Origin of the sequence: Paenibacillus sp. VT-400, assembly GCF_001029205.1 — a bacterium.
In the GTDB taxonomy this organism is placed as follows: Bacteria; Bacillota; Bacilli; order Paenibacillales; family Paenibacillaceae; genus Paenibacillus; species Paenibacillus amylolyticus.
The window spans coordinates 4,084,200-4,110,930 of the sequence record NZ_LELF01000067.1; the positions used below are offsets into that span (position 1 = coordinate 4,084,200).

At 44.6% G+C, this 26,731-nt stretch carries 23 protein-coding genes; 8 read left to right on the top strand and 15 right to left on the bottom strand.

The features are described from left to right. Positions 1-28: 28 nt before the first annotated feature. Complete coding sequence (locus tag EL84_RS28530; protein ID WP_235431600.1) at positions 29-1,372, bottom strand: uracil/xanthine transporter; 1,344 nt, start codon at positions 1,370-1,372, stop codon at positions 29-31. Between the two features lie 49 nt (positions 1,373-1,421). Continuing rightward, positions 1,422-2,009: an ankyrin repeat domain-containing protein gene (locus EL84_RS28535; protein ID WP_036668679.1), complete on the bottom strand. Its 588-nt coding sequence runs from the start codon at positions 2,007-2,009 to the stop codon at positions 1,422-1,424. 184 nt (positions 2,010-2,193) lie between these two features. On the opposite strand from EL84_RS28535, the gene EL84_RS28540 reads away from it, so the two are divergent. Beyond that, positions 2,194-3,099, top strand: a complete 906-nt coding sequence (locus EL84_RS28540; RefSeq protein ID WP_036668680.1) for a LysR family transcriptional regulator — start codon at positions 2,194-2,196, stop codon at positions 3,097-3,099. 69 nt (positions 3,100-3,168) lie between these two features. Here the strand turns inward: EL84_RS28540 and EL84_RS28545 are convergent, their stop codons facing one another. From EL84_RS28545 to EL84_RS28570, 6 genes are all read right to left on the bottom strand, one after another. Next, positions 3,169-5,079 carry a beta-glucoside-specific PTS transporter subunit IIABC gene (locus EL84_RS28545; RefSeq protein WP_047843902.1) on the bottom strand — a complete coding sequence of 637 codons (1,911 nt, stop codon included), beginning with the start codon at positions 5,077-5,079 and terminating at the stop codon, positions 3,169-3,171. A gap of 128 nt (positions 5,080-5,207) precedes the next feature. Then, positions 5,208-6,059, bottom strand: a complete 852-nt coding sequence (gene licT, locus EL84_RS28550) for a BglG family transcription antiterminator LicT (protein WP_036668684.1) — start codon at positions 6,057-6,059, stop codon at positions 5,208-5,210. A 233-nt stretch (positions 6,060-6,292) separates the two neighbouring features. Further along, positions 6,293-7,717, bottom strand: coding sequence for a glycoside hydrolase family 1 protein (locus EL84_RS28555; protein WP_036617361.1), 1,425 nt, complete (start codon positions 7,715-7,717; stop codon positions 6,293-6,295). 48 nt (positions 7,718-7,765) lie between these two features. Then, positions 7,766-9,448 (bottom strand): S-layer homology domain-containing protein, encoded by a 1,683-nt coding sequence (locus tag EL84_RS28560; protein ID WP_047843903.1) that lies wholly within the window; start codon positions 9,446-9,448, stop codon positions 7,766-7,768. A gap of 135 nt (positions 9,449-9,583) precedes the next feature. Continuing rightward, positions 9,584-11,041, bottom strand: coding sequence for a glycoside hydrolase family 1 protein (locus EL84_RS28565; RefSeq protein ID WP_036668687.1), 1,458 nt, complete (start codon positions 11,039-11,041; stop codon positions 9,584-9,586). Positions 11,042-11,332: 291 nt separating this feature from the next. Then, positions 11,333-11,626: an antitoxin Xre/MbcA/ParS toxin-binding domain-containing protein gene (locus EL84_RS28570; RefSeq protein WP_053061637.1), complete on the bottom strand. Its 294-nt coding sequence runs from the start codon at positions 11,624-11,626 to the stop codon at positions 11,333-11,335. Positions 11,627-11,773: 147 nt separating this feature from the next. Here EL84_RS28570 and EL84_RS28575 point away from each other — a divergent pair, with 147 nt between their 5' ends. The 3 genes from EL84_RS28575 to EL84_RS28585 all read left to right on the top strand — a co-directional run bounded on the left by EL84_RS28575 (position 11,774) and on the right by EL84_RS28585 (position 14,516). Further along, positions 11,774-12,838 (top strand): suppressor of fused domain protein, encoded by a 1,065-nt coding sequence (locus EL84_RS28575; protein WP_047843904.1) that lies wholly within the window; start codon positions 11,774-11,776, stop codon positions 12,836-12,838. Positions 12,839-12,864: 26 nt separating this feature from the next. Next, the gene (locus EL84_RS28580) at positions 12,865-13,626 is read left to right on the top strand and encodes a LuxR C-terminal-related transcriptional regulator (protein ID WP_047843905.1); all 762 of its coding nucleotides are present in this window, start codon (positions 12,865-12,867) and stop codon (positions 13,624-13,626) included. A 110-nt stretch (positions 13,627-13,736) separates the two neighbouring features. Beyond that, the gene (locus EL84_RS28585) at positions 13,737-14,516 is read left to right on the top strand and encodes a hypothetical protein (protein WP_047843906.1); all 780 of its coding nucleotides are present in this window, start codon (positions 13,737-13,739) and stop codon (positions 14,514-14,516) included. A 114-nt stretch (positions 14,517-14,630) separates the two neighbouring features. Here EL84_RS28585 and EL84_RS28590 read toward each other — a convergent pair whose 3' ends face one another. Beyond that, complete coding sequence (locus tag EL84_RS28590) at positions 14,631-16,382, bottom strand: ABC transporter ATP-binding protein (protein ID WP_047843907.1); 1,752 nt, start codon at positions 16,380-16,382, stop codon at positions 14,631-14,633. A 150-nt stretch (positions 16,383-16,532) separates the two neighbouring features. On the opposite strand from EL84_RS28590, the gene EL84_RS28595 reads away from it, so the two are divergent. From EL84_RS28595 to EL84_RS28605, 3 genes are all read left to right on the top strand, one after another. Further along, positions 16,533-17,975, top strand: coding sequence for an ABC transporter permease subunit (locus EL84_RS28595; protein WP_235431601.1), 1,443 nt, complete (start codon positions 16,533-16,535; stop codon positions 17,973-17,975). A gap of 36 nt (positions 17,976-18,011) precedes the next feature. Continuing rightward, complete coding sequence (locus EL84_RS28600; RefSeq protein ID WP_047843909.1) at positions 18,012-19,523, top strand: ABC transporter permease; 1,512 nt, start codon at positions 18,012-18,014, stop codon at positions 19,521-19,523. 75 nt (positions 19,524-19,598) lie between these two features. Then, positions 19,599-21,419: an ABC transporter substrate-binding protein gene (locus tag EL84_RS28605; RefSeq protein ID WP_047843910.1), complete on the top strand. Its 1,821-nt coding sequence runs from the start codon at positions 19,599-19,601 to the stop codon at positions 21,417-21,419. A gap of 61 nt (positions 21,420-21,480) precedes the next feature. Here the strand turns inward: EL84_RS28605 and EL84_RS28610 are convergent, their stop codons facing one another. From EL84_RS28610 to EL84_RS28620, 3 genes are all read right to left on the bottom strand, one after another. After that, positions 21,481-22,125 (bottom strand): sugar O-acetyltransferase, encoded by a 645-nt coding sequence (locus EL84_RS28610; protein ID WP_235431602.1) that lies wholly within the window; start codon positions 22,123-22,125, stop codon positions 21,481-21,483. 57 nt (positions 22,126-22,182) lie between these two features. Then, the gene (locus EL84_RS28615; RefSeq protein WP_047843912.1) at positions 22,183-23,190 is read right to left on the bottom strand and encodes an ROK family protein; all 1,008 of its coding nucleotides are present in this window, start codon (positions 23,188-23,190) and stop codon (positions 22,183-22,185) included. A 547-nt stretch (positions 23,191-23,737) separates the two neighbouring features. Beyond that, positions 23,738-24,193: a hypothetical protein gene (locus tag EL84_RS28620; RefSeq protein WP_143760394.1), complete on the bottom strand. Its 456-nt coding sequence runs from the start codon at positions 24,191-24,193 to the stop codon at positions 23,738-23,740. A 207-nt stretch (positions 24,194-24,400) separates the two neighbouring features. Here EL84_RS28620 and EL84_RS28625 point away from each other — a divergent pair, with 207 nt between their 5' ends. Next, a complete protein-coding gene (locus EL84_RS28625; RefSeq protein ID WP_026080945.1) occupies positions 24,401-24,601 on the top strand; it encodes a hypothetical protein in 201 nt (66 codons plus the stop codon). 265 nt (positions 24,602-24,866) lie between these two features. Here the strand turns inward: EL84_RS28625 and EL84_RS28630 are convergent, their stop codons facing one another. The 3 genes from EL84_RS28630 to EL84_RS28640 all read right to left on the bottom strand — a co-directional run bounded on the left by EL84_RS28630 (position 24,867) and on the right by EL84_RS28640 (position 26,591). Further along, positions 24,867-25,325, bottom strand: coding sequence for a GNAT family N-acetyltransferase (locus EL84_RS28630; RefSeq protein ID WP_047843914.1), 459 nt, complete (start codon positions 25,323-25,325; stop codon positions 24,867-24,869). 64 nt (positions 25,326-25,389) lie between these two features. Continuing rightward, positions 25,390-25,605 carry a hypothetical protein gene (locus EL84_RS28635; RefSeq protein WP_051447475.1) on the bottom strand — a complete coding sequence of 72 codons (216 nt, stop codon included), beginning with the start codon at positions 25,603-25,605 and terminating at the stop codon, positions 25,390-25,392. A gap of 248 nt (positions 25,606-25,853) precedes the next feature. Next, entirely contained in the window at positions 25,854-26,591 is a 738-nt protein-coding gene (locus EL84_RS28640) for a cyclase family protein (RefSeq protein WP_047843915.1), read from the bottom strand. Positions 26,592-26,731 lie beyond the last annotated feature (140 nt).

A 26,731-nucleotide genomic window follows, 5' to 3' on the forward strand; every position in this document is an offset into this window, starting at 1 on the left:
CAAATTGGACTGTCGCAAGTGAAACTCTTTATGCCGCTTTACTTACTGTCGCTGGTTGTTCCATTTTGGACCAGTTCACGGTTTTTTCAAGAACCAGTGAGACCAATACCCCAATGACGAGACCATTACTTATGATCGGAATGAGGTACATGGGCAAGGTTTGAAAGGCCTCAGCAGGAATATTCATGACTGCAACTCCCGTGAGGACCGGCAGCGCTACACGATAGATCGTTTTAGAATTAAACGTTGTACCTTCAAGCGTTCTTAGTGCCGTGCCGAACATCTGAAGATAAGCCACGAACAAAACCGCACTGCCGACGCTTGGTGGTATTTGTGCAAAAAATGCTGTCACTGAAGGTGTAAGACCTATCACACATAACATCCCCGCTCCAATTATCAAGGCAGCACGACGCAGAATGCGAGTACTCTCCAGGAATCCGATCGATGATGCAAATAAACCAAAGGGCAGCACACCTACACAGGCTGACAACATCGTGAACAGACCCGTTAGTGCATAGGAATGCCTATACTGACGGCTTGTTGTTTCTGTCCGGTATAGTTTCTCAACTGTGCTTAATGTGGTGATCGAATTCGTCATGTTCACCAACCCCACGAAAAATGCAGTAATGACAATACCCGGTTCCCATCTGGGTGCTCCCCACGGAAACAGTTCGAGTCCAGCCGGGGCCTGATTAGGCTGTCCGCTATGCTGTCCAGGAAACAATAGACTATAAGCGATCCAGCCTGCCACAATCCCAATCAGGATCGCGTAGTTCCCCAATTTCCCCCTACCCTTTAATTGAATCCATGCCACCAAAAATGCAATGACAACGGACAATGCGGCAACAGGCAGATCGAATCGGCCAAACTCCGTATATCCAATCATACCTTTGAAAAAATTCATGGTTAATTGAATCGTCATTAAGAACAACATGGCACTCTTCACCATAGGTGTGAACAGCTTTTGCAGCACTTGCGCTGCTCCCAGCCAACCCAGAATCACCATCGTTAATCCCGCTAACAGAAAACCTGCAGCCAGCCCACCGCCAATACGCTCCAGACTCATACCGGCCGATGAAGCAGATACCGTCAAACTTAGCGTCAATCCCCACCATAATCCTGACGGACCATCCATAATCGCATATCGATGACCAAATACGGCTTGAAGAATGCACACTGCTCCGGTAAGGATAAATGCGTGCTGCATGGAGGCAGCGATGGCATCCGGAGACAGATGAAAATTATGTCCAATGGATAGCGGAACAACAACGGTATTGGTAAACAGGAAGAAAAACCACTGTATACCTGCCAAAATCAGTGATGATACGTCCTTCATATTCTTTTGTAAAAAATGCTCTTGATGTCTGTTCATTCGTTTGGAATATCCTTTCACTGTCTGTTTCATAAATGTATAAGTCTCTTCAGGCTTGGGTTAGTAGTCGTTCCATCTCGGCATACCGATTCCGGCTCGCATGTGCAAGCGGTGTAATCCCGTCCCGATCCGCGATCTTTGGATCTGCACCATATTGCAAAAGCAAGGCAACAATCTGCTGGTGACGCGGCCCACCATCTCCCAAAATGACCGCTTCCAGCAAGGCTGTCCACCCCAGGTTGTTGATATGGTTCACATCCACATCACTGCGTGTCAGCAGAAGCTCCACAATGTCCACGTGGCCCCGATCCGCTGCTGGGATAAGGGCTGTGCCGCCAAAACGATTCGTTAACCTCGTATCTGCACCTGCTGTGATCGCCAATTCGACCATGTCATACATACCCTCAGCACTCGCGTATAACAGCAGGTTGTCCAATCGTGCATCCCGAAGATTAATGTCGGCTCCGGCGTCCACTAACATCCTTGCCGTGTCTATCTTGTTACCGTGCACCGCAGCCAGCAGAGGTGTTCGCCCCAATGCATCCCGTTCATTCAACCGGCTACCCTGTTGTGTGATAAATCGAATGACCTCATCGGTATGGCCCGCTTGAGCAGCATCATGTATTGTTCTAACCACGTTGTTTTATCCTCCAATTCAAGGTCTTTCTCATGCAGTAATATTCATATAGAAACCAAACCCTGTTAGTCAGGTATGCAAATCTAATGTATGGTAACATAAGATCGTAGTATATTAAAAATACATGTTTTGTTGCCTTTCCATACGAATTACATATACATTGCAGGCGAAGGAGAACAACCACTTGGATATCAAACAATGTCGCTATTTCATTGCCATTGCTGAGGAGAAACAGATTACAGCAGCAGCCCGAAGACTTCACATGGCTCAGCCACCCTTAAGTCAGCAGCTTAAGTTAATGGAGGAAGAGCTTGGCGTAATTTTGTTTGAACGCAAAGGGCGCATGATGGAGCTAACGCAGGCGGGTCGCAGCTTCTATGATTATGCAGTTACCTTGACCAAATATATGGAGGAAGCTGTAATGGAGATGCAAAGTTTCCGTCACGGCATACGGGGCAAACTCGCCATCGGCATCAATACCATATCGGATCGCCTGATCCCGCAAGCACTGCAACAGTTTCGCACCACACATCCACAGGTTACCTATAAAATTCAACAAAATGAATCTGCGCAATTATGCCGATTGCTGGAAGATGGCAAAGTTGAACTTGCCTGTGTACGCATGCCTGTACAGACTGAACGTTATGAGGTGCTGCATCTGCCACAGGAGCCCCTTTTCTATATTTCTTCAACACCGCTTGATAGTCCGACAGAGATGGGACCAGGAGTGGAGATGGGGACTTATTTTGAGCAGCTTACAGGTATCCCCCTACTGCTTCCAAGTACAGAGGGACTCGGCATGTTCGAGTTGATTCTGGACAAGTTCCGGGAGCATCAGGTTACCCCCTCCATCATGGGTGAGTGCTCAGACATTAATATGTTGCTCGAGCTGGTCCGACTCGGCTTCGCCAGTTCCATCGTGCCTCACACGGTACTACAGCTATATCACGAGCACCCATTCCACGTATATCGTATCCAGGATCAGCATTCCACGGTTGGCTCGGCGCTGGTCTGGTTGCAGAACCGTTATCTGTCCAAGCCTGCACAACACTTTGTACAACTGGTTCAGGGAATGCTTCCCGTGGTGTAAAAGGCTATAAGCAAAAAACAGCAGCTTTACCGGATTACATTCCGGTGAAGCTGCTGTTTCATTTTATGGTTAAGCTTTAGCTGTGAACAACAAGTCTTTTTCTTTGATCGTAGTGCGACCAGCAGACTCAATGGACTCATACTGATGCATGTTTGTAATAATGACTGGTGTAATCGTTGTGTAACCGGCTTTTTCGATCTGTTCCCGGTCAAACTCCATCAGTACATCACCTACAGATACCTTTGCACCTGCTTGAACTTTAGGAGAGAAGAACTGACCTTTCAACTTCACTGTATCAATCCCGATATGAATCAACATTTCTGCGCCTGTATCACTTACCAGACCAATGGCATGTCCACTCTTCGATAACGAGAACACGGTTCCGTTGATCGGAGATACGACGCGGCCTTCAGATGGTTGAATCGCGAATCCTTTACCCATAATCTCTTCAGAGAACGCAGGGTCTGGAACTTCGCTCAGCGGTTTAACTTCACCTGTGATCGGGCTGAATACTTGCTCATCTTGCGCTTTTGCTTCTTCAGTTACAGCAGCAGAAGTTGTTGCTGCTGGTGTTGCCGGCTCAGCTGCTGGTGCAGCTACTGGCTCCGATGCATTTTCTTCTTGGAACCCAAGAATGTACGTCAGTACTGCCGCAGCTACGATGGCAATCAAACCACCAGCCAGAGCATAGAGCAGTGTGCTAATTGCTGGACTGATAAACGCTGCCACACTCGGCAGACCTGCAAGTCCTGTAATAACGTACGATTTAACATTGAAGATACCCATGAACCCACCAGCAATCGCTCCCCCGATAAGGGCTGCAATAAACGGTTTTTTGAACTTCATGTTGATACCATACATCGCTGGTTCCGTAATCCCCATGATAGCCGTAAGACCTGTGGAATATGCGAGGGATTTGGTTTTGCTATTTCTCGATCTGAGACCTACACCAAATGCTGCACCACCTTGTGCCAAGTTAGCTGCAAACATCAGTGGAATGATAAAGTCGTAACCCAGTGTTGTCATTGAACCAACAACGATTGGCAGCAACGCATAGTGCATACCTGTAATGATCAGCAGTGACATCGTACCACCAATCAGGATACTTGCGAAGATGGACATGTTATCGAACAACCATGAAATACCACCGGACAAACCATTACCAAGAACCGTACCCAATGGACCTACTGTCATCAACGTCAGTGGAACCATAATTAACAGGGTTACTGTTGGAACAACCAAGAGTTTAAGTGAAGCATGTGTTACACGATCAACGGCTTTCTCTACATATGAAGCAATCCAAACTGCCAGAACAATCGGAATAACTGTAGAAGAATACGTTGCCGCTATGACTGTAATCCCCATAAATGATGAGTTGTGACCATCCGCCAGCAGTGCTGTAATGGTCGGATGCATAATCCCTGCTGCGAGCGCTGCGGCAATATACATATTGCTACCCAGTTTACGGGCAGCACTGATTGCCAGAATGATCGGCAGGAAGTAGAATGCACCGTCACCAATCGCCGACAAAATGATATAGGTTGAACTAGTGTCGGACAACCACCCAAGTGCGACAAAGATGGCCACGATACCTTTGATCATACCTGCACCCGTAATTGCAGGCAGGATTGGTGTAAACATACCTGAGATGAAGTCGAACAGCGCACTTATCGGATTTCTCTTTTTCTTCTCCCCAGTTGAAGCGTTTGAGGTTGCATTATCTGCGGTTGGTGATTTGGACATGTTGCCAACGAGTGCGTTATACACGATAGGCACATCGTTACCGATGATAACCTGGAACTGCCCACCGTTCTCCATCACGCCCATAACGCCTGGTGTATTTTTTAGCGTCGCTTTGTCCGCTTTTTGGTTGTCATTCAGGTTAAATCTGAGTCTTGTCATACAGTGTGTGACTTGATCAATATTCTCTTCGCCACCAACAAGCTTCAAAATATCCTTGGACAATTGTTGTTTATCCATTGTGTTTTGCTCCTTTTATGTGTAATGAAGGTTAAAAAAAAACCTAAACACTGAATAATGACAAAGCAGAAAAGCTTATCATTATTCAACGTTTAGGTTTTGCCTTTTTAGCAGTAACAATCCCAACTTTATTCAATTGTTTGTTCATTTCTGACAACTCGTTCAATATGAATGGTCAGATACAGTATTTCTTCCTTGGACAACACCCGATTATAAATCTTACGCGTATAGTCACTGATCCTTACGGCACATGCATGTGCTTCCGGATACTGCTTGCTCACCAAGTCATGAAGCGGGTTATCTTCTTCTTTATCTTCAATCGCCGTTCCTTGCAATACACGTTGGGCAAAGAACTTCAGATGAGTTAAAAACCGATAATAACTCAATGAATCTTCATCAAGTTCAATCACAAAGCTACGTCTTACGATGTTAAGTATGTCCTTAACGATGTTCGTAATACTGATCGTTTCCCTCATCTCACCGTTCATCTGGGCATTAACCAGATGCATTGCAATGAATGCGCATTCGTCTTCGGGTAGCAGGACACCTAACGTTTCCTCAATAATCTGTAGCGCCTTGAGTCCAATGGCATATTCCTTCCGGTACATGCGCTTGATCTCCCAGAACAATGCGTTACGGATCTGCAATCCTTGACGATGTCGATCAATGGCAAAATGAATATGATCCGTCAGTGAAATGTAGATGCTTTCATGCAGCTTCTCACCTAACACCGTCTCGGCATAACGGATAATCTCATCCGAGCACTCGACATATTCAACCGGGATATCAGACAGAAGTGTTTTAAGTTTCTGTGATACTTCCTTACTTTCAAGCGAGAATATTTTTTCGACGAGACTCTCGTCAATCGATTCACCAGTATGCTTTTTGAAGGCAATTCCACGTCCCATAACGACCAGTTCGTTTCCTCCCGGATCAATTACGGTAACTACGTTGTTGTTCAGCACCTTCTCAATTTTCATTTCTTCACATCACCTTGCACCGTCAAAGTAGTAAAAGGCAAAACCAAAGCAGGTCACGAAATATGCCCCGCTTCTGGTTTTGCCTGATTGAACAGTAACAATCCAGTATTCATTAGCCTTAGGCCCATCTTACCATATAATTATCCATATGACAATGTTTTTGTGAAAGCGGTTAATGTGCGTTAATGTGACATCAGAAGGTGCTTGCACAACTATGCTTATAGAACTAGTATTTACTCGTTGTTATTCTTAAGACTTGCGCCATTTGTACTAATAACTTCCTTGTACCAATGGAATGATTTTTTCTTGTAACGATCCAATGTTCCTGAACCGTCATTGTTGCGGTCTACATAGATGAAACCATAACGTTTCTTCATCTCTGCCGTTGAAGCACTTACCAGGTCAATACAGCCCCATGACGTATAACCCATCACTTCTACGCCATCCTCAAGAGCTTCGCCCACCTGTACCAGATGGTCATTCAAGTATTGAATACGGTAATCATCGTTCACCGTTTTATTGCCATTTTCGTCCGTAATCAGCTCATCGACTGCGCCCAAACCATTTTCGACAATAAACAATGGTTTTTGATAACGGTCCCAGTATTTGTTCAAGGTTACGCGCAGTCCTTGCGGATCGATCTGCCAGCCCCACTCACTCGCTTTCAGATAAGGGTTTTGCACACCTGCGAACAGGTTTCCTTTTCCTTCGATACGTTTCTCGGGATCACCAGTCTCACAGATACTTACATAATAACTGAACGAGATAAAGTCTACGGTATGCTTCAGAATTTCAGCATCGCCATCTTCAAACTTAATATTGATATTATTCGCTTTGAAATAACGATTAATGTATTTCGGATAATACCCACGTGCATGGATATCAGCAAAGATATCATTGCGCTGTTCCGCATGCATCGCTGCAACCACATCATCCGGGTTCGGAGTTAACGGATACGTAGGCATGCTCAGTACCATACAGCCGATTTTGGCTTCAGGCATAATTTCATGACCCAGTTTCACAGCCAGGGCACTGGCTACCAATTCATGATGAATTGCTTGGTACAGATCCTGTTTGGACAGTTCTGCTTTTGGTGTATAGATGCCGCCACTCATGAATGGCTCCTCCAGGATGGAGTTGATTTCATTAAACGTCAGCCAATATTTCACTTTGCCTTTGAAACGGTTGAACAGCACTGTTACATAACGCTCGTAGAAATCGATCATTTTACGGTTAACCCAGCCATCATATGTTTTGGACAAATGCAGCGGTGTCTCATAATGAGAGATCGTTACGAGTGGTTCAATCCCGTATTTGTGGCACTCATCGAACAGGTCATCATAGAATTGCAGACCTTTCTCATTTGGCTCCAATTCATCACCTTTAGGGAAGATACGGGACCAAGCGATAGATGTACGGAACACTTTGAAGCCCATTTCAGCAAACAGTTTAACATCCTCTTTGTAGCGGTTGTAGAAATCGATACCGATCAGTTTCAGGTTATCTTCTGTAGGTGCTTCCGTTCTAGGCGTTGTAATCCCGTGTGGCATTACATCTTGAACAGACAGGCCTTTACCATCTGTATTATAAGCTCCTTCAAGTTGGTTGGCTGCTACAGCGCCGCCCCATAGGAAGTCTTTCGGAAATGGTGTTGTCATGTCAATCATTCCTCTCATTATTTATCATTATAAAGTTGTTTATTGAACTTAGTTTGTTGGCAATTGTTCCAATCGTTGCAGAATCAGCTCCAGCTGAGCACCTGTAACCGACTTCGATGACTCAAATTGATCTTTGGACATACCGGACATAATACCGGCTTTGGCACTATTTTGAACGGCTTCATAAGCCCAATGCTTATCATTCAAATCCTTGAACAATACTACAGTTGACTCGTCTGCATCATTCCAGCCGCGACTCGTCAAAATATGGTCTACGATCACTGCCATCTGTACACGTGTTACTTCCTCTCCCGAGGCAAATATCTGATTGCTGACACCTTTCATCAATCCTGCCTTAGTCACTGTTGCGATGGCCTGACGAGCCCATTCAGGAGCAGAATCTGTGTACGGGTAAGCAGATTCGGATACTTCAGGAAGATTTAACTTGTCGGCAAGCACGAGGGCGATCTGCGCTCTTGTCACAGGCACAGTCGGTTTTGTTTCCTGCTCTATGTTACCTCCATCCTGTTCCCCTGAAGTACCTTTGCTTAGTTGGAACAGGTCGGCAAGTACTTCTTTATTGTCAAAAGCCGGTATCCATGACCAATGCTTCATGCCACCATACAGTCTTTGGCTATCCATGTATGCATCGTCATACAGCGTCATATTGACATGCTTGGCTCCAAGCTCAGTCAAAGCCTGATAAGCCAAAGAGCTTGTCCGGCTGTCAGTGGTTGGATCATTTTTGGCATGCATAATCCATACTGGGACATCCACAATATCTTTCAGTTCTTTTTTGAATGCTTCTACAGATCCGGTATAATCCGCTACCGTATCCTTGGCCGCTACAATAAACGCTCCAGCAAACAGATCAGGATATTGTGTCAAGAAACGGAAGGCACCACCACCGCCACTGGAAACACCAGACAGATAGATCCGATTCGGATCAACTTCACCTTCAGCAACCAGCTTCTGGATTAACTCATATTGTGCAACAAAATATGCTTTCATTTTAGCCAGTTGTTCAGGGTTATCGTAAATTTTGAAACTGTAATTCTCGGGATACTGTACAGCAAGCACGGAAGTATCATACCCCGATTCTGTCCAGACTACTGCTCCACGATTAGCCGTAAGATGACTTCTACCATCCGTACCTACTTCTCCCCCGCCATGAAGCCATACGACAAGCGGTTGTGCGTTGGTGGAAGGACTACGCTTCAGACGGTAAGACAACGCTTCACCGTTGCTGCCCGTGTACGTACCTTTTTCAAAATCATCGACGGTTCGGGTAACAACCTTATCCACATTGGTCTCATCAAAAGATAGCTCTGGATACGTTTTGTTCGTAACCTTAAATTTTGAAATCATACCTCCAGGATATTTAAACGGCTCGACCTCCATATGGATGGTATGATCCTGAATCGTCAATTTTATCCCGTCATCTTCATACTCATTCTGTATGATCTCTTCCGCTTCATTTAAAGGATAGCCATCATAATTGCCAGTAATTTCGAAGTCTGAAGCTTTCAGATTCTGATATTTCTCCGGATTTGCTACAGTAATGTCAAAGGACTCTACCATCTCTCCAGGATCACCAACATAGGTATTGGCCTGGATTCGAGTAACCTGGTTGCTTTCCGCACCAACGGTTGCTGGCCAGATCACACTCAGACTTAGTGTCAGGGCAAGCATCCATCCCATACTTTTTGTGTTCATGTTCCATCTTTTCAAAAGATATCCCTCCATATGTAATGTTTGCAGCACATAAAAAAGCGGACAAACGCTAATCAGCAGGCCCTCAGGAACATTAAATTCCATTAAACACTAACTGTTATATCAGGTTTGCCCGCTCAGAAAATGTGAGAACTACAGTTGCTCACCATTACTGGAGATTACGTTTTTGTACCAGTCGAATGAATCCTTTTTGGAACGTTTGAGTGTTCCGTTACCTTCGTCATCCAGATCCACGTAGATGAAACCATAACGTTTGGACATTTCGGAAGTGGACATGCTCACAAGGTCAATCGGGCCCCATGCTGTAAATCCAATCAGATCGACGCCATCTTTGATGGCTTCTTTCATTTGTTCGATGTGTTTTTTCAGGTAATCCACACGATAGGAGTCATGGATCGAACCGTCTTCTTCAACACGGTCATATGCACCCAGACCATTTTCTACGATGAACAATGGTTTCTGGTAACGATCCCAGAAGTTGTTCAAGGTTACGCGCAGACCGATCGGATCGATCTCCCAGCCCCAGTCGGATGCTTCCAGATAAGGGTTTTTCACGCCGCCAGTCAGGTTACCCGATGTTTCTTCCTTGTCTGCAGATGCAGATTTGGTTACGGACATGTAGTAGCTGAAGGAGATGAAATCAACGGTATTGTTCAGCAAGATCTCGTCATCGCCTGCTTCTTTTTGGATCACGATGTCGTTTTCTTCAAAATAACGAGCCATGTAGTTCGGGTATTTACCACGAGCATGCATGTCCGTGAAGAAGAGGTTAATCTGATTCTCGTGTTGAGCCAGACGAACATCTACCGGATTACATGTTGCTGCATAAGTTTCCATACGAGCAAGCATACAACCCACTTGGGATCCAGGCATAATCTCGTGAGCAAGCTTCGTTACCAATGCACTTGCTACAAATTGGTGATGCAGCGCTTGATAAGTGGTTTGCAGTTTGTTGTCCACTTTATCGATCAGAATGCCGCCGCCAGTGTATGGGCTGAACAGCATTACGTTAATTTCATTAAACGTCAGCCAGTATTTCACTTTATTTTTATAACGGTTGAACACCGTTTCTGCATATCGAACATAGTGCTGGATTACTTCACGGCCAGCCCAACCGTTATATTTTTGCGTCAAGCCAAGCGGTGTCTCATAGTGAGACAATGTAACGAGCGGCTCGATGCCATATTTCAACAATTCGTCGAATACTTCATCATAGAATTTCAAGCCTGCTTCATTTGGCTCTTGATCATAACCGTTCGGGAAAATACGTGCCCAGTGAATGGACAAACGGAATACTTTGAAGCCCATTTCAGCGAACAATGCAATATCTTCTCTAAAGTGATGGTAGAAATCGATACCAAAACGTTTCGGGAAACGTTCTTCAAATTTGCCGGAGAGGATCTCTTCGATTCGGGAAGAGGAAATTTCCATAGCATGTCCGCCTGTACGCTTCTCTTTGGGAACATGAGCGATCATGTCCGCTGTGGAGAGGCCTTTGCCGTCCTTATCGAATGCACCCTCCAATTGATTGGCAGCTGTAGCGCCGCCCCATAGGAAGTTTTCGGGGAATCCTTTTTTTGCCGTGGTCATGAACAACAACCTCTTTTCGAAATTTATTTTGGTTTTTCCAGGTAAAAAATGGTGTGATTTAGAGCAGAAAACAAGAAAAACCTAAACTCAAGGTAAAATAGCACCAAAAAAAGGAGCTTTCATTTCACCATCAGTTTAGGTTTTGCCTGTCTTCACAGTTACAATCCATCAAAAGATGTTATTGCATATTCTGTTGTGTTTGCTCTTGTAATGTAAGCGTAACATATCTATTTTGCAAAATCAACTTCACTGGATCATATGATCGTTCACACACTCTCACCATCGAAAAAATTAACGCGGCATACGCATAATCGCTGCCCTTAATGCCTGCGCTCCTTCCTCCGTTTCCAGGTAAACAGCGGGACTTTGGTCCCCTAAAGCCGGGATATCTTTCGCCATCCATTCAAAAGCGTACTCCCCCATTTCACACAAAAGCACCCGACTTATATCTGCCGGAATCCCTTGTAATCGCGCACGTTCTACCCACGCAGGGTCCATCTGTTGTCCAAGTTCTTCGAACAATTCGGAAAATGAGTCCCAGCTTGCCTGATTAAACTCCTTTAAATAGATACCTTTCATACTCATGTAATTTCACTCCCTGGATTGCAATTAATAACACCGAAGTCCTATCTGACACAATTCATCCTTAAGCCGCTTGAATCCGTTTCTGTAACAGGTAGACTTAATTTTAAATGTTTTTCGGGGGAAAGAACAGTCAAGGAGGATTCAATAATGACTCAGGAAGAAAACACATCCGGTTGGGATGCGATTGATCAATCCATGCGTGAATTGTATGGGGAACAAGAGCCAAAACACTACGGCACTGCCCTTCCATATATGCTAGGCGGCCCTGATCCACTTGATGGTATCAGCGTTTATGAGGTGAACACACCTATGCCTCACTGGCATTTTGTTACCTACGGTTTCTCTGAATTATATGAAAAAGAGATGCAGGATGCATCCAAGAGCGGGTATGGATTTGAGCTCACCTTTCGGCTTACACGCAGTGAAGCAGAGACTGATCCGCCAGCCTGGGCGATGAATCTGCTACAGAATGTAGGACGATACGTGTTCAACAGCGGAAATATCTTTCAGCCAGGAGATTACATGGACGCCAATGGCCCCATCTGTCTGGAATCCGATACTTTGCTGACAGCTCTCTCGTTTATTGAAGACCCGGATCTACCCGCGATCTCTACGCCTAATGGTTCAGTGCAATTTATTCAGATGGTTGGCATTACAGGTCGGGAACTGGAAATGATTCAAAGTTGGAATGCTCGTGGCTTCCTGTCTGCCTCCTCCATGTTCATGCCCAAATATGTGACGGATCTGATGAGAAATTCGTACGCAGATATTCCTTCGGTTATACAAGCGGTTGAGGATGGAATGGAGCAGGACGGGTCCAGCACAGCATTTTTATTCATACAACAACTGGCTTGGGAATCTCCTCGCAAAAAATTGCTGCAAAAATCGGTTCCGGCCAAACTCCAGCTTGGAGCCAAACAAGCCGTACTAGTTGGCACCATCCTTCGTAGCCGAATTTCGAAAGGTGCCTCTCTATCCTTGATCGGACCGGATACTAATATTCTGTTCGAAGCAGGAGAACATCCAGCCGTATTGGAGTCGGACAGACAAGTTACCCTGACGGTGAACAAACAAATTGTTGATGAGCTGGCAGAGAACCTTCGCCCGTTTGAAGGAACATTCGAGATAACTTCATTGGATCATATTCTCGTTCAGATTGTTAGAACAGAAATCAAGGACCAGGAAGGACACGTCATTCAAACGATTGGATGAGAACTGTGCAGCAAGGAGGAAACAACATGCCTGCCATTACATTTGCCTCACGACACGAAGAGTCTCCGACTTGCTCACATACAGCAGGAACGGCTCCGTTCGACTATTTACCAAAATCCAGTCTGGACAGGCTTCGTAAAATCAATCATTTCCTGATTCATGCATTCCAGAACAGTATCTCGGTTATCCAAGAGAATTTAACGGGCACTTATCTTTTTTTACTCACAGATAGCAACGGTGTGCTCCTCTCGATGAATTACAGTTCAGATCTTAAAGCTGTAGTAGAAGATTCCCCCATTCGTCCGGGCATGTTCTTCACTGCACAGAGCTGTGGAGTTAACGCCATATCTGTAACGATGGACAGCAACGAGCCTGTAGTGCTGCTGCCCGAGCAGCATGAAAGTCCTTATTTTCAAAGCTGGCATTGTTACGCCGCACCTCTGTTCATGGGATCGCAACATGTAGGTTATCTGGATGTGTCCACCATTAATGCAGATATGCAAGGTGAACTGATTGCCATTGCCAAGTTAATTCCAGCGTACATGCAGAACTGTTGCCAGAGTCAACAGACTGCTGAAGTGTGCGACAAACCGGCGGTGGAGTTCACCGAGCGTCAGTTAACCATTCTGGAGATGATAGCCGGAGGCCTCACGGTAAAAGCCATTGCTTTGAAATTAAAGATCAAGGAATGCACCGTGAATCATCACAAAAAAGTGATTTTTAACAAATTAGGTGTGCAATCCAGCACAGAAGCTGTTTCAATTGCCAGCCGAATGTCTTATGTATAGAAGACCCCTATAGATTCCTATAGGTAGTATATGAGAACGTTTGTGCTACAATTTAGGAAGCAGGCAACATGTAGAGAGAGAAACAAACACACACATTTCAGGAGGGTAATATGACAATTCCAAAAAAAGCTTCTTTATTCGCCATGCTCATTATGATTATGCTGGTTGCAGCCGCTTGCGGTGACAAAGCAGATAACACAGCCGAAACAGAAGAGACTACCCCGACAGAAACAACGACTGGTACTGATTCTGATACAGCGAATACAGAAGAAACAGAGAACACAGAACCAGCAAGCGAAGAGCCCAAAGAAACTGATAATTCCCAAGACGTTGAGCTGGGGACTACGGAAAAAGGTTCTTACACCAATGACTATTTTGGCGTATCTCTGAAATTCCCGGAAGCATGGGAGTTCCAGGATGCTGCAGGCATGAATGAGCTGACAAGTGCTTCATCCGAAGCGATTGCTGGTGATGATGAAACGAAGAAAAAACAAATTGAACTGTCTCAGACCAAAACATTGAATCTGCTTATGGCTTCAAAGTACCCATTGGACGGAGGTCAAGTTGGCCCTTCCGCTATGGCCATTGCTGAGAAAGTAAGCTTGTTGCAAGGCATCCGTACAGGTAAAGACTACCTGGAAGCAACCAAAAAATTCATGGTGGATAGCCAGTTCCCTTACGATTATAAGGAAATGACAACGGAAACCATCGGTGGTAAAGAGATGGATCTGATGCAAATCACGATGGATCCAGGTGACGGTTCAACCGTTACTCAAGATTACTATAGTACAATTATTGAAGGATATGCTTTCAACTTCATATTCACTTACGTGGATGATAAGACCAAAGCCGAGATTGATACCATCAAGAAATCGGTTCAATTCAAATAATCGCTTTTGATTACTGCCATTATACGAAGAACATATAACTAAACCCCGATAACGATCTGTGGAGATCATCGTCGGGGTTCTTTTGTCGTTGAAACAGACTATATATTTCACTATCTAACTAGATATGGCTACCCAGTGCCCTTCCGTGACTTCTACCCACTTGGAATGTTCGAGATTATAACGGTCCTCTACTTCAACATTCTCTCTTGTTGTTTCTTTCACAACATGTCTCTTTTTCTTCGCTTCTACCGCCGGATCAGGCACGGGAATAGCAGATAGCAAAGCCTTGGTGTAGGCATGTTGCGGGTTGGAATAGAGTTCTTCACTCTTTGCAAGCTCCACAATTTTCCCATTATACATCACAGCCACTCGGTCACTGATATGTTTAACCATGGACAAGTCATGCGCGATGAAGAGATACGTCAATCCGAGTCGCTGCTGCAACTCTTCAAGCAATTGTACGATTTGAGCCTGTATCGACACATCCAGTGCAGACAACGGCTCATCACATACGATGAATTCAGGTTCCACAGCCAGAGCTCGTGCAATACCGATCCGCTGTCTCTGTCCACCCGAGAATTCATGTGGATAACGCTGCGCATGGGTAGGATCAAGACCCACCATCTCCAGTAGTTCCTCTACCCGCTTCTCCCGCTGAGATGCTGTACCTGCAAGTTGATGAATATCAAGGGCTTCTCCAATGATATCCATAATCCTCATTTTGGGATTCAGAGATGCATAAGGGTCCTGGAAAATAATCTGCATATGTCTGCGCATCGTTTTCATCTCCGAAGCCGACAAGCGATTGAGCGGGACTCCTTTAAACAGTACATCTCCACCTGTTGGCTCATGCAATCGCAGAATCGCACGGCCCGTGGTTGATTTTCCGCTACCGGATTCCCCTACAACCCCAAGCGTCTCTCCTTGACGAATATGAAAGCTAATATCATTCACGGCCTTTAAGGTATTGCCTTTCCCCAGATTAAAATGTTGTCTGAGTGATTTCACCTCAAGCAACGGCTGATCATCCTCCAAATCTCTCGGGACCAACGATACCGGTTTGGGCTTTTTCTTCTGATCCAAACGTGGTAATGCATTCAGAAGTCTGATGGTATACGGGTGTTTGGGATTAGCAAAAATCTCTGTTGTTGTCCCAGTTTCCACAATCTGTCCTTCTTTCATAACAACAACCCGATCACACATGCCTGCTACTACGCCCAAATCATGCGTGATCAGGATAATCGATGTGCCCAGTTGGTCCTGCATATCTTTCATCAAATTCAGAATCTGAGCTTGAATTGTAACGTCCAGTGCGGTTGTCGGCTCATCGGCAATGAGCAATTCAGGACGACAAGCAAGTGCAATACCAATCATGACCCGCTGACGCATGCCTCCGGAGAATTCGTGTGGATATTGGTTGTAGCGTATTTCACTGCGAGTTATCCCCACCCGCTCCATCATGGCAATCGCCTGTTTCTTGGCTTCCCTTTTGGATACCTTCTGGTGTTTGATCAGACTCTCGGAGATCTGTTTCCCTACTTTAATGGTCGGATTAAGAGAACTCATCGGGTCTTGAAAGATCATGCCCATATCACGCCCACGAATGCTCTCCATCTCTTTCTGCGTTTTATTCGCCAGATCGACCCCTTTGAACAGAATCTCTCCATTTTTCATCTGTGAAGGCGGCGATGCAAGCAGCCTCATAATGGAACGTGCGGTTACACTCTTGCCACTGCCCGATTCGCCTACAATGCCTAGTGTCTCTCCTTTGCGCACTTCAAAACTTACCTCTCGTACTGCATGAAACTCACTCTCTCCAGAATGAAAAGAGACCGATAGATCATTAACTTTCAATAAAGGTTCCATGTTATCACCAGCTCTCATCCGTATTTCACATTCACTTATCTCATATGTATACCATTTAATTCCTTGACAATTGTTTAGACCCTAAATAATATATACTATATCAATCGGAATAATGCAATTTAAACCTGAATGAAAGGAGGCACGCTTGGTTTGAATCTTGCAGAAAGCAGCAGACTCTCGCGGTTGGTGCACAATTTAAGTTTTATTTATGGCAAAATGCTGCTTCATCCTTCCTACCGATATGTTCTGTTCATTCTTGGATTACCGATCAATCTGGTCGTGTTTCTAATATGGCGTTCGAATCGAAAAAATGACGGCTGGGTAGCTGCCATGCAGACGGCTGAGCAAGAACTGCTCGCTTCTTCCTATCGGAACAAGATGAAGTTGGAAGTCGAAGAACAGCTGCGACGCAAACATCGTTTTTTCCAGCAGCAGGTCAGTGAGGAAGAATTCAGACGTCAGACCGAGGAATGGTTGGAAGAAACGGTTCAGAAAGAGTTGAAGGAGCGGACTTCTCGCATACTTCAGGAACAGGGAAGTCAACGTCTTACGATGGCCGATACATTCCACACCCTTATCGACAAACCGTGGTTTTTCGCGATATCCATTATTCCTGGCTGTCTGATGTATGGCATCCTCTTTTTGTATGGAAATCCTTATCTAAAGTACATATTTGAAAGAATACTGATGACGGTATTTGTCATTCTGGGCGTAGCCACACTCGTATTTACGATTTTGTATATGTCTCCGTTCAACCCGGCAGCTAACATTCTCGGAGAGACAGCAACGCAGGAACAGATTGCAGCATTCAATCAGGTGTATGGCTTGGATCAGCCTTATCTCACACAGCTCTGGAACAATATTAAGGGAGTTGCTCTCTTCGATCTTGGCAAGTCTTTTGCAGGAAATGAAGACGTAACAGCAACGATTGCAAGGAAGTTTCCAATTACATTGACGCTGGCGGTTATCTCCCTGCTGCTAGCACTCGTCATCGCATTGCCCATCGGTATCATCTCAGCGATTAAGCCTAATTCATGGTTCGATTATACGTTTATGTTCATCGCTCTGATTGGATTATCGATCCCGAATTTCTGGCAAGGACTTATTTTCATTCTGAACTTTTCGATCAAATTACAGTGGCTTCCCGCTACCTTCAACCCGCAGAACTGGCTGTCGATCATTATGCCAACCATTGTGCTGGGCACAGGACTTACGGCTGCGGTGGCACGGATGACCCGGTCTTCTACACTGGAAGTCATTCATGAGGATTATGTGATGACCGCCCGCGCCAAGGGGTTAAGCGAACGTCAGGTCATGCTGAAACACGCTGTACGTAATGCATTGATTCCAATCGTAACTGTGGTTGGACTTCAATTCGGAGCCATGCTTGGCGGGGCAGCAGTGACGGAGAAAGTGTTTAATATCAGCGGTCTCGGCAGCTATATTGTGGATAAACAATTCATCCCCGATATTCCGAGTATCATGGGCGGAGTAATCTACACAGCAATTACGATCTCCATTATCAATGTAGCGGTTGATCTGCTGTACGCTTTTATTGATCCAAGAGTGCGCTCCAAGATGAAACAATATTAAAGTGTGTGTTGAACTACCTCTTAAAGCAGGTGTATTATGACAAACTCGTCCTTAACACAAGAAATGCGTTTCCGGCTTAAGTCTTCTCGAGAATACAGTCAGGCAAGCTTCGCTTGGATCACGTCCCTTCTCTTGACTGCCCTGTTGCTGTTCAACAGTTATGACTGGAACGGGCAGACGTTCAAACCATTTCTGCTAACGATACTTGGTATCTATGTATTCTTCACACTGGTCCAAAGTGTCATCACCCTTCGGATTCGAAAAGACTTGATCCGTACGGGTACGATCTCTACTTTGACCCGCAGGTTAGCCTGGGTTCAGCTACTTGCCATCATTTCTGGCAATATATTTATCGTAACGGCAGCCTTTCATCTGATTCGAAAAGCCAGGAATGTGGAGTACACCTTTGCGGTATATATGCTGTTAACCCAGCTGTTCGTCATCGGTGTATCTGCGTTAAATGTTTTCAAACCTTATGTGGCTGATAACTTTTTGCCAGCCATGGCGGTGCTCATATTTATTCTGGTCATCGACCTGGTCGTACTGATTATCGTATCCCGATATAACGCGACTTCTATCCTCCCTCGCTGGATGATCGGTGTCAGTGTAGTACTGATTCTGACCTCGATCACAGGCAATGTATTTGCTCTATTGCTCGGCATCTCCATTATTGGGCGCATTCGCAGACAGGGGAAACAAAAATCAAACTTCTGGAATGATCTGTGGGAGCGACTTGCTCCAAATATGACTGCCATGTCCGGTTTGTTTTTTATCATTTTTCTGTTCTCGATATCGATTTGCAGCTTTTTGACCTTTGACTACAGCATGGCTGTGGAAAATAACTACTCGGCGCTGCTCCAACCGCCTTCCCTTGCGTATCCCTTGGGAACGGACGACTTCGGACGATGTTTATTTTCCCGGATTGTATTCGGTGCCCGGATCTCCTTGATCGTAGGATGCATGTCGACCATCATTCCTGTGTTGATCGGTGGAGTCCTCGGAGCATTCTCCGGCTTCTACGGAAGGCATACGGATAACATCATTATGCGGCTGCTCGATATTCTCTATGCGATTCCGGGAATTCTGCTTGCCATTGCCATTATTGCAGCGTTTGGAGCCAATACGATCAATCTCATTCTGGCGCTGAGTCTGGGTTCGATCCCAACTTACGCCCGTACCATGAGAGCCAGTGTGCTCTATGTATCTACTTTTGAATTTGTGGAAGCTGCACGTGCACTGGGATACAACAATCGTACGATTATTTTCAAACACATTATTCCCAACTCCCTTGCGCCCATGATTATCAAGTCCACACTCACGATTGGTGGAGCGGTTATTGCTACCAGCAGTTTGAGTTATCTGGGACTCGGCGTGGAGCCGCATATTCCGGAATGGGGTAACATTCTGAAGCTCGGCAGTACATACCTGGAGACCCACTCTTATCTGGCAATTTATCCAGGCTTGGCTATTATTCTGCTGGTTCTTTCGTTTAACTTTCTCGGTGACGGTCTGCGTGATGCGCTTGATCCCAAGCTGGAAAAGGCATAACTGATTCGTTATTGAAATGAATGATATAGAAAAAAAATTCACACATCACACATTCAAGATATGGAGGGTAATCCCATGAAAAAACGTACACTGATCTCATTACTATTAATTCTCGTCATTGTGATTTCCGGCTGCAGTGTAAAAACGAAAACCGAATCCCAGGCGGAGACCACACCAGCGGATACAACAGAAACTGCACAAAAACCGGCAGACATTGAACTGCTCGCCATGAGTTCTTCCGAAAATGATGTAAACATTGTGCGCGACCAGCTGACTAAAAACGGCTTCAATGTGAAGCTGAACCTTCAGCCGGATTACGGCAGCTTCAAATCCCAGCAGGATGCAGGGAATTATGACATTGCCTTGTCCAGCTGGACAACGGTAACGGGAAATCCCGATTATGCGGTGCGCTCCCTTTTCAAAACAGGTGGAGATTACAGTATCCTTGCCGATGGGGAACTTGATAAGCTCATCGATCAGGCAGCTACTCAAACTCCAGATGAGTACAAAGACACGTACAAACAATTGGAAGATCGCTTGGTAACGGATCAGGCGTATATCGCTCCTTTGTACATTTCCCTGAAAAGTCAGGCTGTGAACCAAGACATTCTGAATGTCGACACCGTTCGTCTCTCCAAATCCCGCGCCATGGCTTGGGAACCGATTGAGTTCAAGGACAGCTCCAAAAATGCCAAAGATCCGTTGATTCTGACGCAAAGTGCATCCGTACTGACTTCCCTTGATCCAATCAAAGGAAACGACGGCTCCATCAACCAGTTGAACACCAATATGTATGTACGTCTCGTTAACTTGACGGATGACGATCAGCTGACAGCAGATGGATCACTGTCCCATAATTTCAGTATTGCTGAAGGTAATTCGGACTACTACTTCATTCTCAGAGACGATATCAACTTTGCGAAGATTGATAACAAAAAAGCCGTAGATACAGGAGAACGTGTCGGTGCAGATGATGTGATCTTCTCCCTGGATCGTGCTAAAAATAAAGATTCCGTTCCGGATCACCGGACGTACAGTCTGCATGAACACATCAAAGAAGCTGAGGTTGTAACGGATCTGAGTGCATTACAATCCATCAAACAATCCAGTGGTAATGGCACAATCCTCGAAGCATTGGAACAAGGATTGGGCAGCAAAATTACAGAACTCGTGACGGACAAAACCAAAGCAGATAATAGCGCAGGTAAATATCAGGTCGTTAAACTGACCACAACTGAACCTTTCCCGCAAGTTCTGAACTACCTAGCTCACCAATCTGCGGGTATCGTGTCCAAAAAACAGGTGGAGAGCATCAACACATATGATGTAGCTTCCTTTGACGTCAACAAAGATATTCCTTACGGTGATCAGAACACGGTGACTGAAGGCGCAGCATACAATAACACCCTTTATACTAGCGGACCTTATATTTTGTCTTATAAAAATGACTATGAAGGTGTATTCTTAAAAAATCCGGCCTACCGTAAAGGCACGAAAGATGAGCCAAAAATTGCTCAGGTTAACGTCCGATTCATCGCGGATGCAGACAGTGCCCTCTCTGCTCTTCGCAGCAGTGAAATTCACTTATACTACGGTGTACCTGAAACCAAGTATGACATCATCGAAAATGACAGCAAACTGAAACTGCAAAGTCTGCCAAGTAACGCTGTCTCCTATCTGTTGTTTAATACGGCCAATCGTGAAGTTGCCAAGAGCAGTGACCTGAGAAAAGCCGTGCTGTACTCCATTAATCAGGATGAGATTTTGAGCTTCTACAAGAACAACAAACTCAAAGCATACTCTACAGTAAGCCCGCTCGTTCAGACCGGGAATGAATTGAAAGCTGATCCTGCAAAAGTAAAAGAATTCTTGAGTAACTACAACGCCTCCAAGTAAACGCATAACAAAAAAAAGGTTGTCACCAGGATCATCTATTTGATCCTGATGGCAGCCTTTTTTATTCTTCCAGCACACGGCAATCTGCCAGAACATCGGGGTAGTTTCGCATGCTGTCCGCATCAGTAATTTTACGAATAACTTTGCACGGTACGCCTGCTGCAAAAGAATGCGGTGGAATATCACGAGTCACCACGCTACCTGCTCCAATGACACAGCCGTCTCCAATCGTTACGCCCCCGCACACTGTGACGTTTGCCGAGATCCATACATCGTTACCAATCGTGACCGGTTTGGCATAACATAGCGACTTCACATCACCGTTCTGGTCCACCATCTGTCTCCGCTCGCTGGCAATCATGGGGTGAATGGGGGTAACAATCGTGACATTGGGTCCAAAACTGGTATAGTCTCCGATCGTCACTTGTGCGTCGTCTTGTACCGTCAGATTGTAATTACCGAAGAAATGCTCGCCTATCCGGGTATGCACACCATAATGAAAGAAGATGGGGCCTTGCATGAATCCGCCTTCTCCAATCTCTCCCAGTAGCTGTTGCAATATCTGATTCCTTTCCTCAGTCTGTTCTTCAAAGGTCTGACTGTAACGCTGACTGAGATTATGGGCCCGCCTTTTGATGACCTTTAATTCGGGATCACTTGGACTGAACAACACGCCCTTCATGATTCTCTCTTCTTCACGCATCATAAATCCTCCTCTACAAGAGTAGCTTATAAAATAAAAGCCACAGACATGAACTGTGGGTTATAAGGCTTCTGATAAAATGCCTGACTTCAACGCCTGAAGCACCATTCCTCGTAACCCAGCATCAAAATCATGTTGGAACGAATCCTGATGTACAATCTCGGGCAATGACGGCATGGGGTGATCCTTCCCGTACTGCTTCCACGCCAAATCCAGCTCTTCTCTCTCCACCCGTTCCTGATAAATGACAATCTGGTGCGGGGCAACGACGGCATTAATCGTTTGCAAGATATGACATACCTGCACTACAAAATCATCTTTGCTCATGTCACGTTTCCAATCAGGTGAATAAGGAAGATACTTGATCTCACCAAACATCCCGTTTTTCCCACGGATCATCTGTCCATTCAACATCATGCCCATACCCGGCGGGTATCGGTTCGGAAAATAAATTCCCGCTACACTCCGTTCCTTCATATCCGCATGCTGTGTGCAGTATCCGCTAATCGCTGCATTAACATCATTCTCCACGAGAACGTTCAATTGAAACTCGCTCTCGATCTCCCGTATCAGATGTGAATGGATAAGCTCTTCATGACTGCTCACCGTGATGTCCCCATCCACCGCTTGCCCCGGAATACCGATGCCGATCATATCAATGGAGGGATATTCCTTAATGAAACGCGCGATAAGTTGCAGCATATGCTGTTTATCAAAAGCAGGCAAGATGCGCTCTTCCTTCAACACAACCTTATTCTCCAGATTCATGACCGTCGCCGAAATCAACTCCTGGCCTTTCATCTCTTTGATGTAAAGAACCAAAGCAAGCTTGAAGTTATAATTATATCGATATGCCTGAGCAGGACGACCGCCGTTAGAGGGAACCACTTTATCCTGGAACAACTCTCCGCCATCACATAATTCCTGAATCAGCGCATTAATGGTAACAACACTAAGATTGGTTAATAAAGCTAATTGCGGTTTGGTCGCCGTCTCAATCTGCTGCATGACTTCACGCACATTATTCAAATTGATGTATTTCATCATTGTAGCGTTGGCTTTTTTCATAACCCTCTCGTTTCTACTCTGGTTCAATTGAGCCAAAGCAATGGTATGGATGTCATTCACACCATATCATAACATAATGCCTTACTCGAACACATGAGTTCCATCGTGCTGGAAAAGGATCGAAATCGGCCGAACTACTTTGTTCACTCAAACAAATCATCCATCGATTTCACAGGCTTCACTTCAATCGGTTGCTTTGACAAGACCATACTTGCATAGGTACCTGCCCATATTATAACTGCCATAATAACGTAGACCATCCATACTTACCTCCCTGTTTCATGCGGATTATGATTTTGCGATACTTACCACATGTGACTATTCCTCTAGTTAATAAACAAACTTTATAAAGTATATTACGTAAGTATGCGAGGATAATAGTTCTTTGTCAATATGATTTAGATTTATCCGAGCCCTTTTCAGTCCAAGGAACATGTGGACAACAAGACTACAACAACGCGTATTATCTCGATGCCCATAAAAAATAACTGCCGAAAGAATCATTCAACGATTCTTTCGGCAGCCGTTTGTTCAATATACAAGCAGTTTATTTTGAATATATTCGTTGTACCCCGGGCAATAAGGTCACAACTTGAATACCCACTCCCCATGCAAAATAGACCAAGTGAATGATAGAGACATCCTGAATCCAGTACACCTGCACCATAATCCAGATGATGAGAGCAAACCCCGTATACAACGAAAAAGTCCAAGCCCAATAGCGGTCAGGATAGAGATTCAGTCTCTCACCCAGCCCCCAATGAACGTAGCGGATGAGCGAAATAGCAATCATTGTAGGCATCACGCCAAGAACCAGCAATAAGATGATCCCCGGGAACAAAAAACTGGAAAACGGGGAATTCCCCAACAAAGATGCGGGCAAATTCACCATACTTCCGGATGGGTCTATGATTAAAATGCCGCCTCCAACAATCGCCCCAATCCCCAGCATTCCATGCATCAACATAAGTAACCACGATCTGCCTATACGCTGCTTCATCATGAATGGCTCCTTCCGTTCTCTCGTTACTCAACCTCATATATGGACGATTATGCTCAAACCCTTTAGTACCATTCTCACACATGCCTCGTATTGTTCCTGTGCTTCTTTTCACTATATAGATCTCGAAAATCATTCATAATGGAAAAACTTGATAAAAGAACGTACGTTCGGTATAATGAAATTATCCTGAATAAGCGAGAGGCAGATATGGACGACAAATTTATTAAGGAATTACGCGAGATTAGTCGGGATGACAGACGAAGATCGGAATTTATGATTCAAGGTTTGAAGGAAACACTGCAAGAACGCAAAGAAGAAGGCATACTTAAGCGCTGGATACGGCGTAAGAAAACAGAGAAAAAAATCTCTCAAAGATTTAATCAAGATCCTCACTCGGATCAAAAGTAACAACATAAAAAGGAGGCGGAATACGCCTCCCTTGCTATTTACATATTTGAATTATTTAGAATTCATTAGTTGTGACTTAACCCATAAGTTTGCCAAAGCACACATTTATACTTCTAAATAAATCAAATCCTAGCTGAACTTGGTTCCTCATAAGCTTACTTGCCTCTTGCCAGTTAGCTAAATGAAAAAAGAGCAGCCTGCCATCCTGCAGTCTGCCCCGTGCTTTATGAACTAACGTTTCCCGTTAGCTTATAAGTAAGGGTCTCTATAGCTCTTTTACCATCTTCACAACTTCAATTTCATAATTTAAATGCTTATAGAAATTTACGGCACGAAGGTTATTGTTAAAGACATTCAGTATAAGCTGTCGATAGCCTTTTTGCCTTGACCACTCTTCTGCTTTGGTCATGAGTCCCTTGCCGACCCCTTTTCCTTCTCCTTGTGGAGAAACCGCAATCGCCACAATATAACCTTGTTCTATATCGTTCAATTTATCTTTATGCGGCTGTACTTCAAGGAAACCCAGTAGCTCTCCTGTTTCATCTTCCGCCACAAAAATCTCCGTACCAGGAGAAAGATTGTCTACTGATTCTTGGGCTAGGCTGAGCTGTGATTCTTCCATTTTGTCTGGATCACGCCAGCTCATCAGCTCAAAGTCCATAAATCGTAAAGCCAGACTTACAATGAAATCTTTATCGGACTCTTGAAAAGCTCTAATCTGCATACACTTACCCCTTATATATAATATAAATTATGGAATACCTGTTCTAATCTTAAAATTAATGCCGTTATTTCTCCCAAAGCTCGACCAGTCGACCTTCAGGAACTTCATTCAAAATAAACTTTCCAAATTCACTAATCTCTTTTTTCTTTGCAAGAAGTACACTAATCTGTTCAAGATGCTTCATAGTCTCGTTTAGATTATGTACTTGGAAATTTAACATCACTTGTTGTTCTGTTGGAAAATAACTGTCATTCTCGATAAAGACTGTACCTTTTTTTATAACTTCAAGATTCTTAGTTCTCCAAAATACTCCTCCGAAACCTTATATCATCGTATCTAACTCCTGTCTATCATCAAATTTTTAGCTAGCCGATTACATTAAATATTCGAGGTTTAAATTAAAATACCTTTTTCAACTATTCTGCCCCTTAGCTGAAAAACAGCCGACTATTTAGCCGGCTGTCTGCTTGAGTATCATTCTGAGTTCTGTGCCTGATTTAACTATTTCAGCTTTTGATCTACCCCGTTTTACGGCAAAATGGCAAAAGACCGAACTGGAAAACCAGAAGCTCTCTCCGCTTTGGGTACAATGTTGAAGATTACCGCGCCTTTAGCCGGCACCTGATCCAGGTTTGTTAACAGCTCGACCTGGTATGTATCCTGGGCAAGTACATAATATTCTGCCAGAAGTGCTCCATTCTTCTGATAATCCACGGCTGAATCCGTGTCAAAGGTTTCATGCCCAATGGCTTGCACTTTTCTTTCCTCAAATAAAAACATGAGCGCACGAACCGACCATCCAGGTGCATGACTGTTGCCCTCCGCATCCTTGTTATCAAATGTTTCATGGTTAGGCCAGCGTTTGCTCCAATCGGTACGTAAGGCTACAAAGCTTCCAGCTTCAATCACGCCATGCTGTCTTTCAAATTCAAGAATATGCTCCACATCCAGTGTAAAGTCCGGATTGTTCTCTACTTCGGCGGACTGGTCAATGACCACAAGTGGCAATACAAGCTCCTTCAAACCTAGTTCATCCAGATACCGGGTATCCCGAACGAAGTGGATCGGCGCATCAAGATGTGTCCCGTATTGACCGGGGAACTTGAAGCTCTGGGCAAAGAAACCTTGATCGTGATCAAACAGTGTATCGAATTGTGCTGCCTCAAAAGCTGAAAAATGTGGAGAGCCTGGACCAAACGTATGGGTCAGATCCACCCATTTCTTTTCTTTTAACAATTGAATGGCTTGAATGAGTTCGTTGGACATCCTAATCACCTCATGCACAAAATGGAATAAATTTCTCCTATTATATCTTATTCCACTACAATTGGGGAGCAGTCCCTATATTGGTTCTTAGGGCTGTTAATTTTCAAATTTAAAAACTTCACTGACCGTAGATGTCAGTG

Bases quoted from the DNA above. Each gene is read 5' to 3' on its own strand.
- EL84_RS28555 (WP_036617361.1), bottom strand. From the start codon at position 7,717: ATGACAACACCATTTCCGAAAGACTTCCTATGGGGCGGCGCTGTAGCA.
- EL84_RS28580 (WP_047843905.1), top strand. From the start codon at position 12,865: ATGCCTGCCATTACATTTGCCTCACGACACGAAGAGTCTCCGACTTGC.
- EL84_RS28625 (WP_026080945.1), top strand. From the start codon at position 24,401: ATGGACGACAAATTTATTAAGGAATTACGCGAGATTAGTCGGGATGAC.
- EL84_RS28545 (WP_047843902.1), bottom strand. From the start codon at position 5,079: ATGGATAAACAACAATTGTCCAAGGATATTTTGAAGCTTGTTGGTGGC.
- EL84_RS28630 (WP_047843914.1), bottom strand. From the start codon at position 25,325: ATGCAGATTAGAGCTTTTCAAGAGTCCGATAAAGATTTCATTGTAAGT.
- EL84_RS28585 (WP_047843906.1), top strand. From the start codon at position 13,737: ATGACAATTCCAAAAAAAGCTTCTTTATTCGCCATGCTCATTATGATT.
- EL84_RS28530 (WP_235431600.1), bottom strand. From the start codon at position 1,372: ATGAACAGACATCAAGAGCATTTTTTACAAAAGAATATGAAGGACGTA.
- EL84_RS28575 (WP_047843904.1), top strand. From the start codon at position 11,774: ATGACTCAGGAAGAAAACACATCCGGTTGGGATGCGATTGATCAATCC.
- EL84_RS28565 (WP_036668687.1), bottom strand. From the start codon at position 11,041: ATGACCACGGCAAAAAAAGGATTCCCCGAAAACTTCCTATGGGGCGGC.
- EL84_RS28590 (WP_047843907.1), bottom strand. From the start codon at position 16,382: ATGGAACCTTTATTGAAAGTTAATGATCTATCGGTCTCTTTTCATTCT.
- EL84_RS28605 (WP_047843910.1), top strand. From the start codon at position 19,599: ATGAAAAAACGTACACTGATCTCATTACTATTAATTCTCGTCATTGTG.
- EL84_RS28610 (WP_235431602.1), bottom strand. From the start codon at position 22,125: ATGATGCGTGAAGAAGAGAGAATCATGAAGGGCGTGTTGTTCAGTCCA.
- EL84_RS28615 (WP_047843912.1), bottom strand. From the start codon at position 23,190: ATGAAAAAAGCCAACGCTACAATGATGAAATACATCAATTTGAATAAT.
- EL84_RS28640 (WP_047843915.1), bottom strand. From the start codon at position 26,591: ATGTCCAACGAACTCATTCAAGCCATTCAATTGTTAAAAGAAAAGAAA.
- EL84_RS28600 (WP_047843909.1), top strand. From the start codon at position 18,012: ATGACAAACTCGTCCTTAACACAAGAAATGCGTTTCCGGCTTAAGTCT.
- licT (WP_036668684.1), bottom strand. From the start codon at position 6,059: ATGAAAATTGAGAAGGTGCTGAACAACAACGTAGTTACCGTAATTGAT.
- EL84_RS28570 (WP_053061637.1), bottom strand. From the start codon at position 11,626: ATGAGTATGAAAGGTATCTATTTAAAGGAGTTTAATCAGGCAAGCTGG.
- EL84_RS28620 (WP_143760394.1), bottom strand. From the start codon at position 24,193: ATGATGAAGCAGCGTATAGGCAGATCGTGGTTACTTATGTTGATGCAT.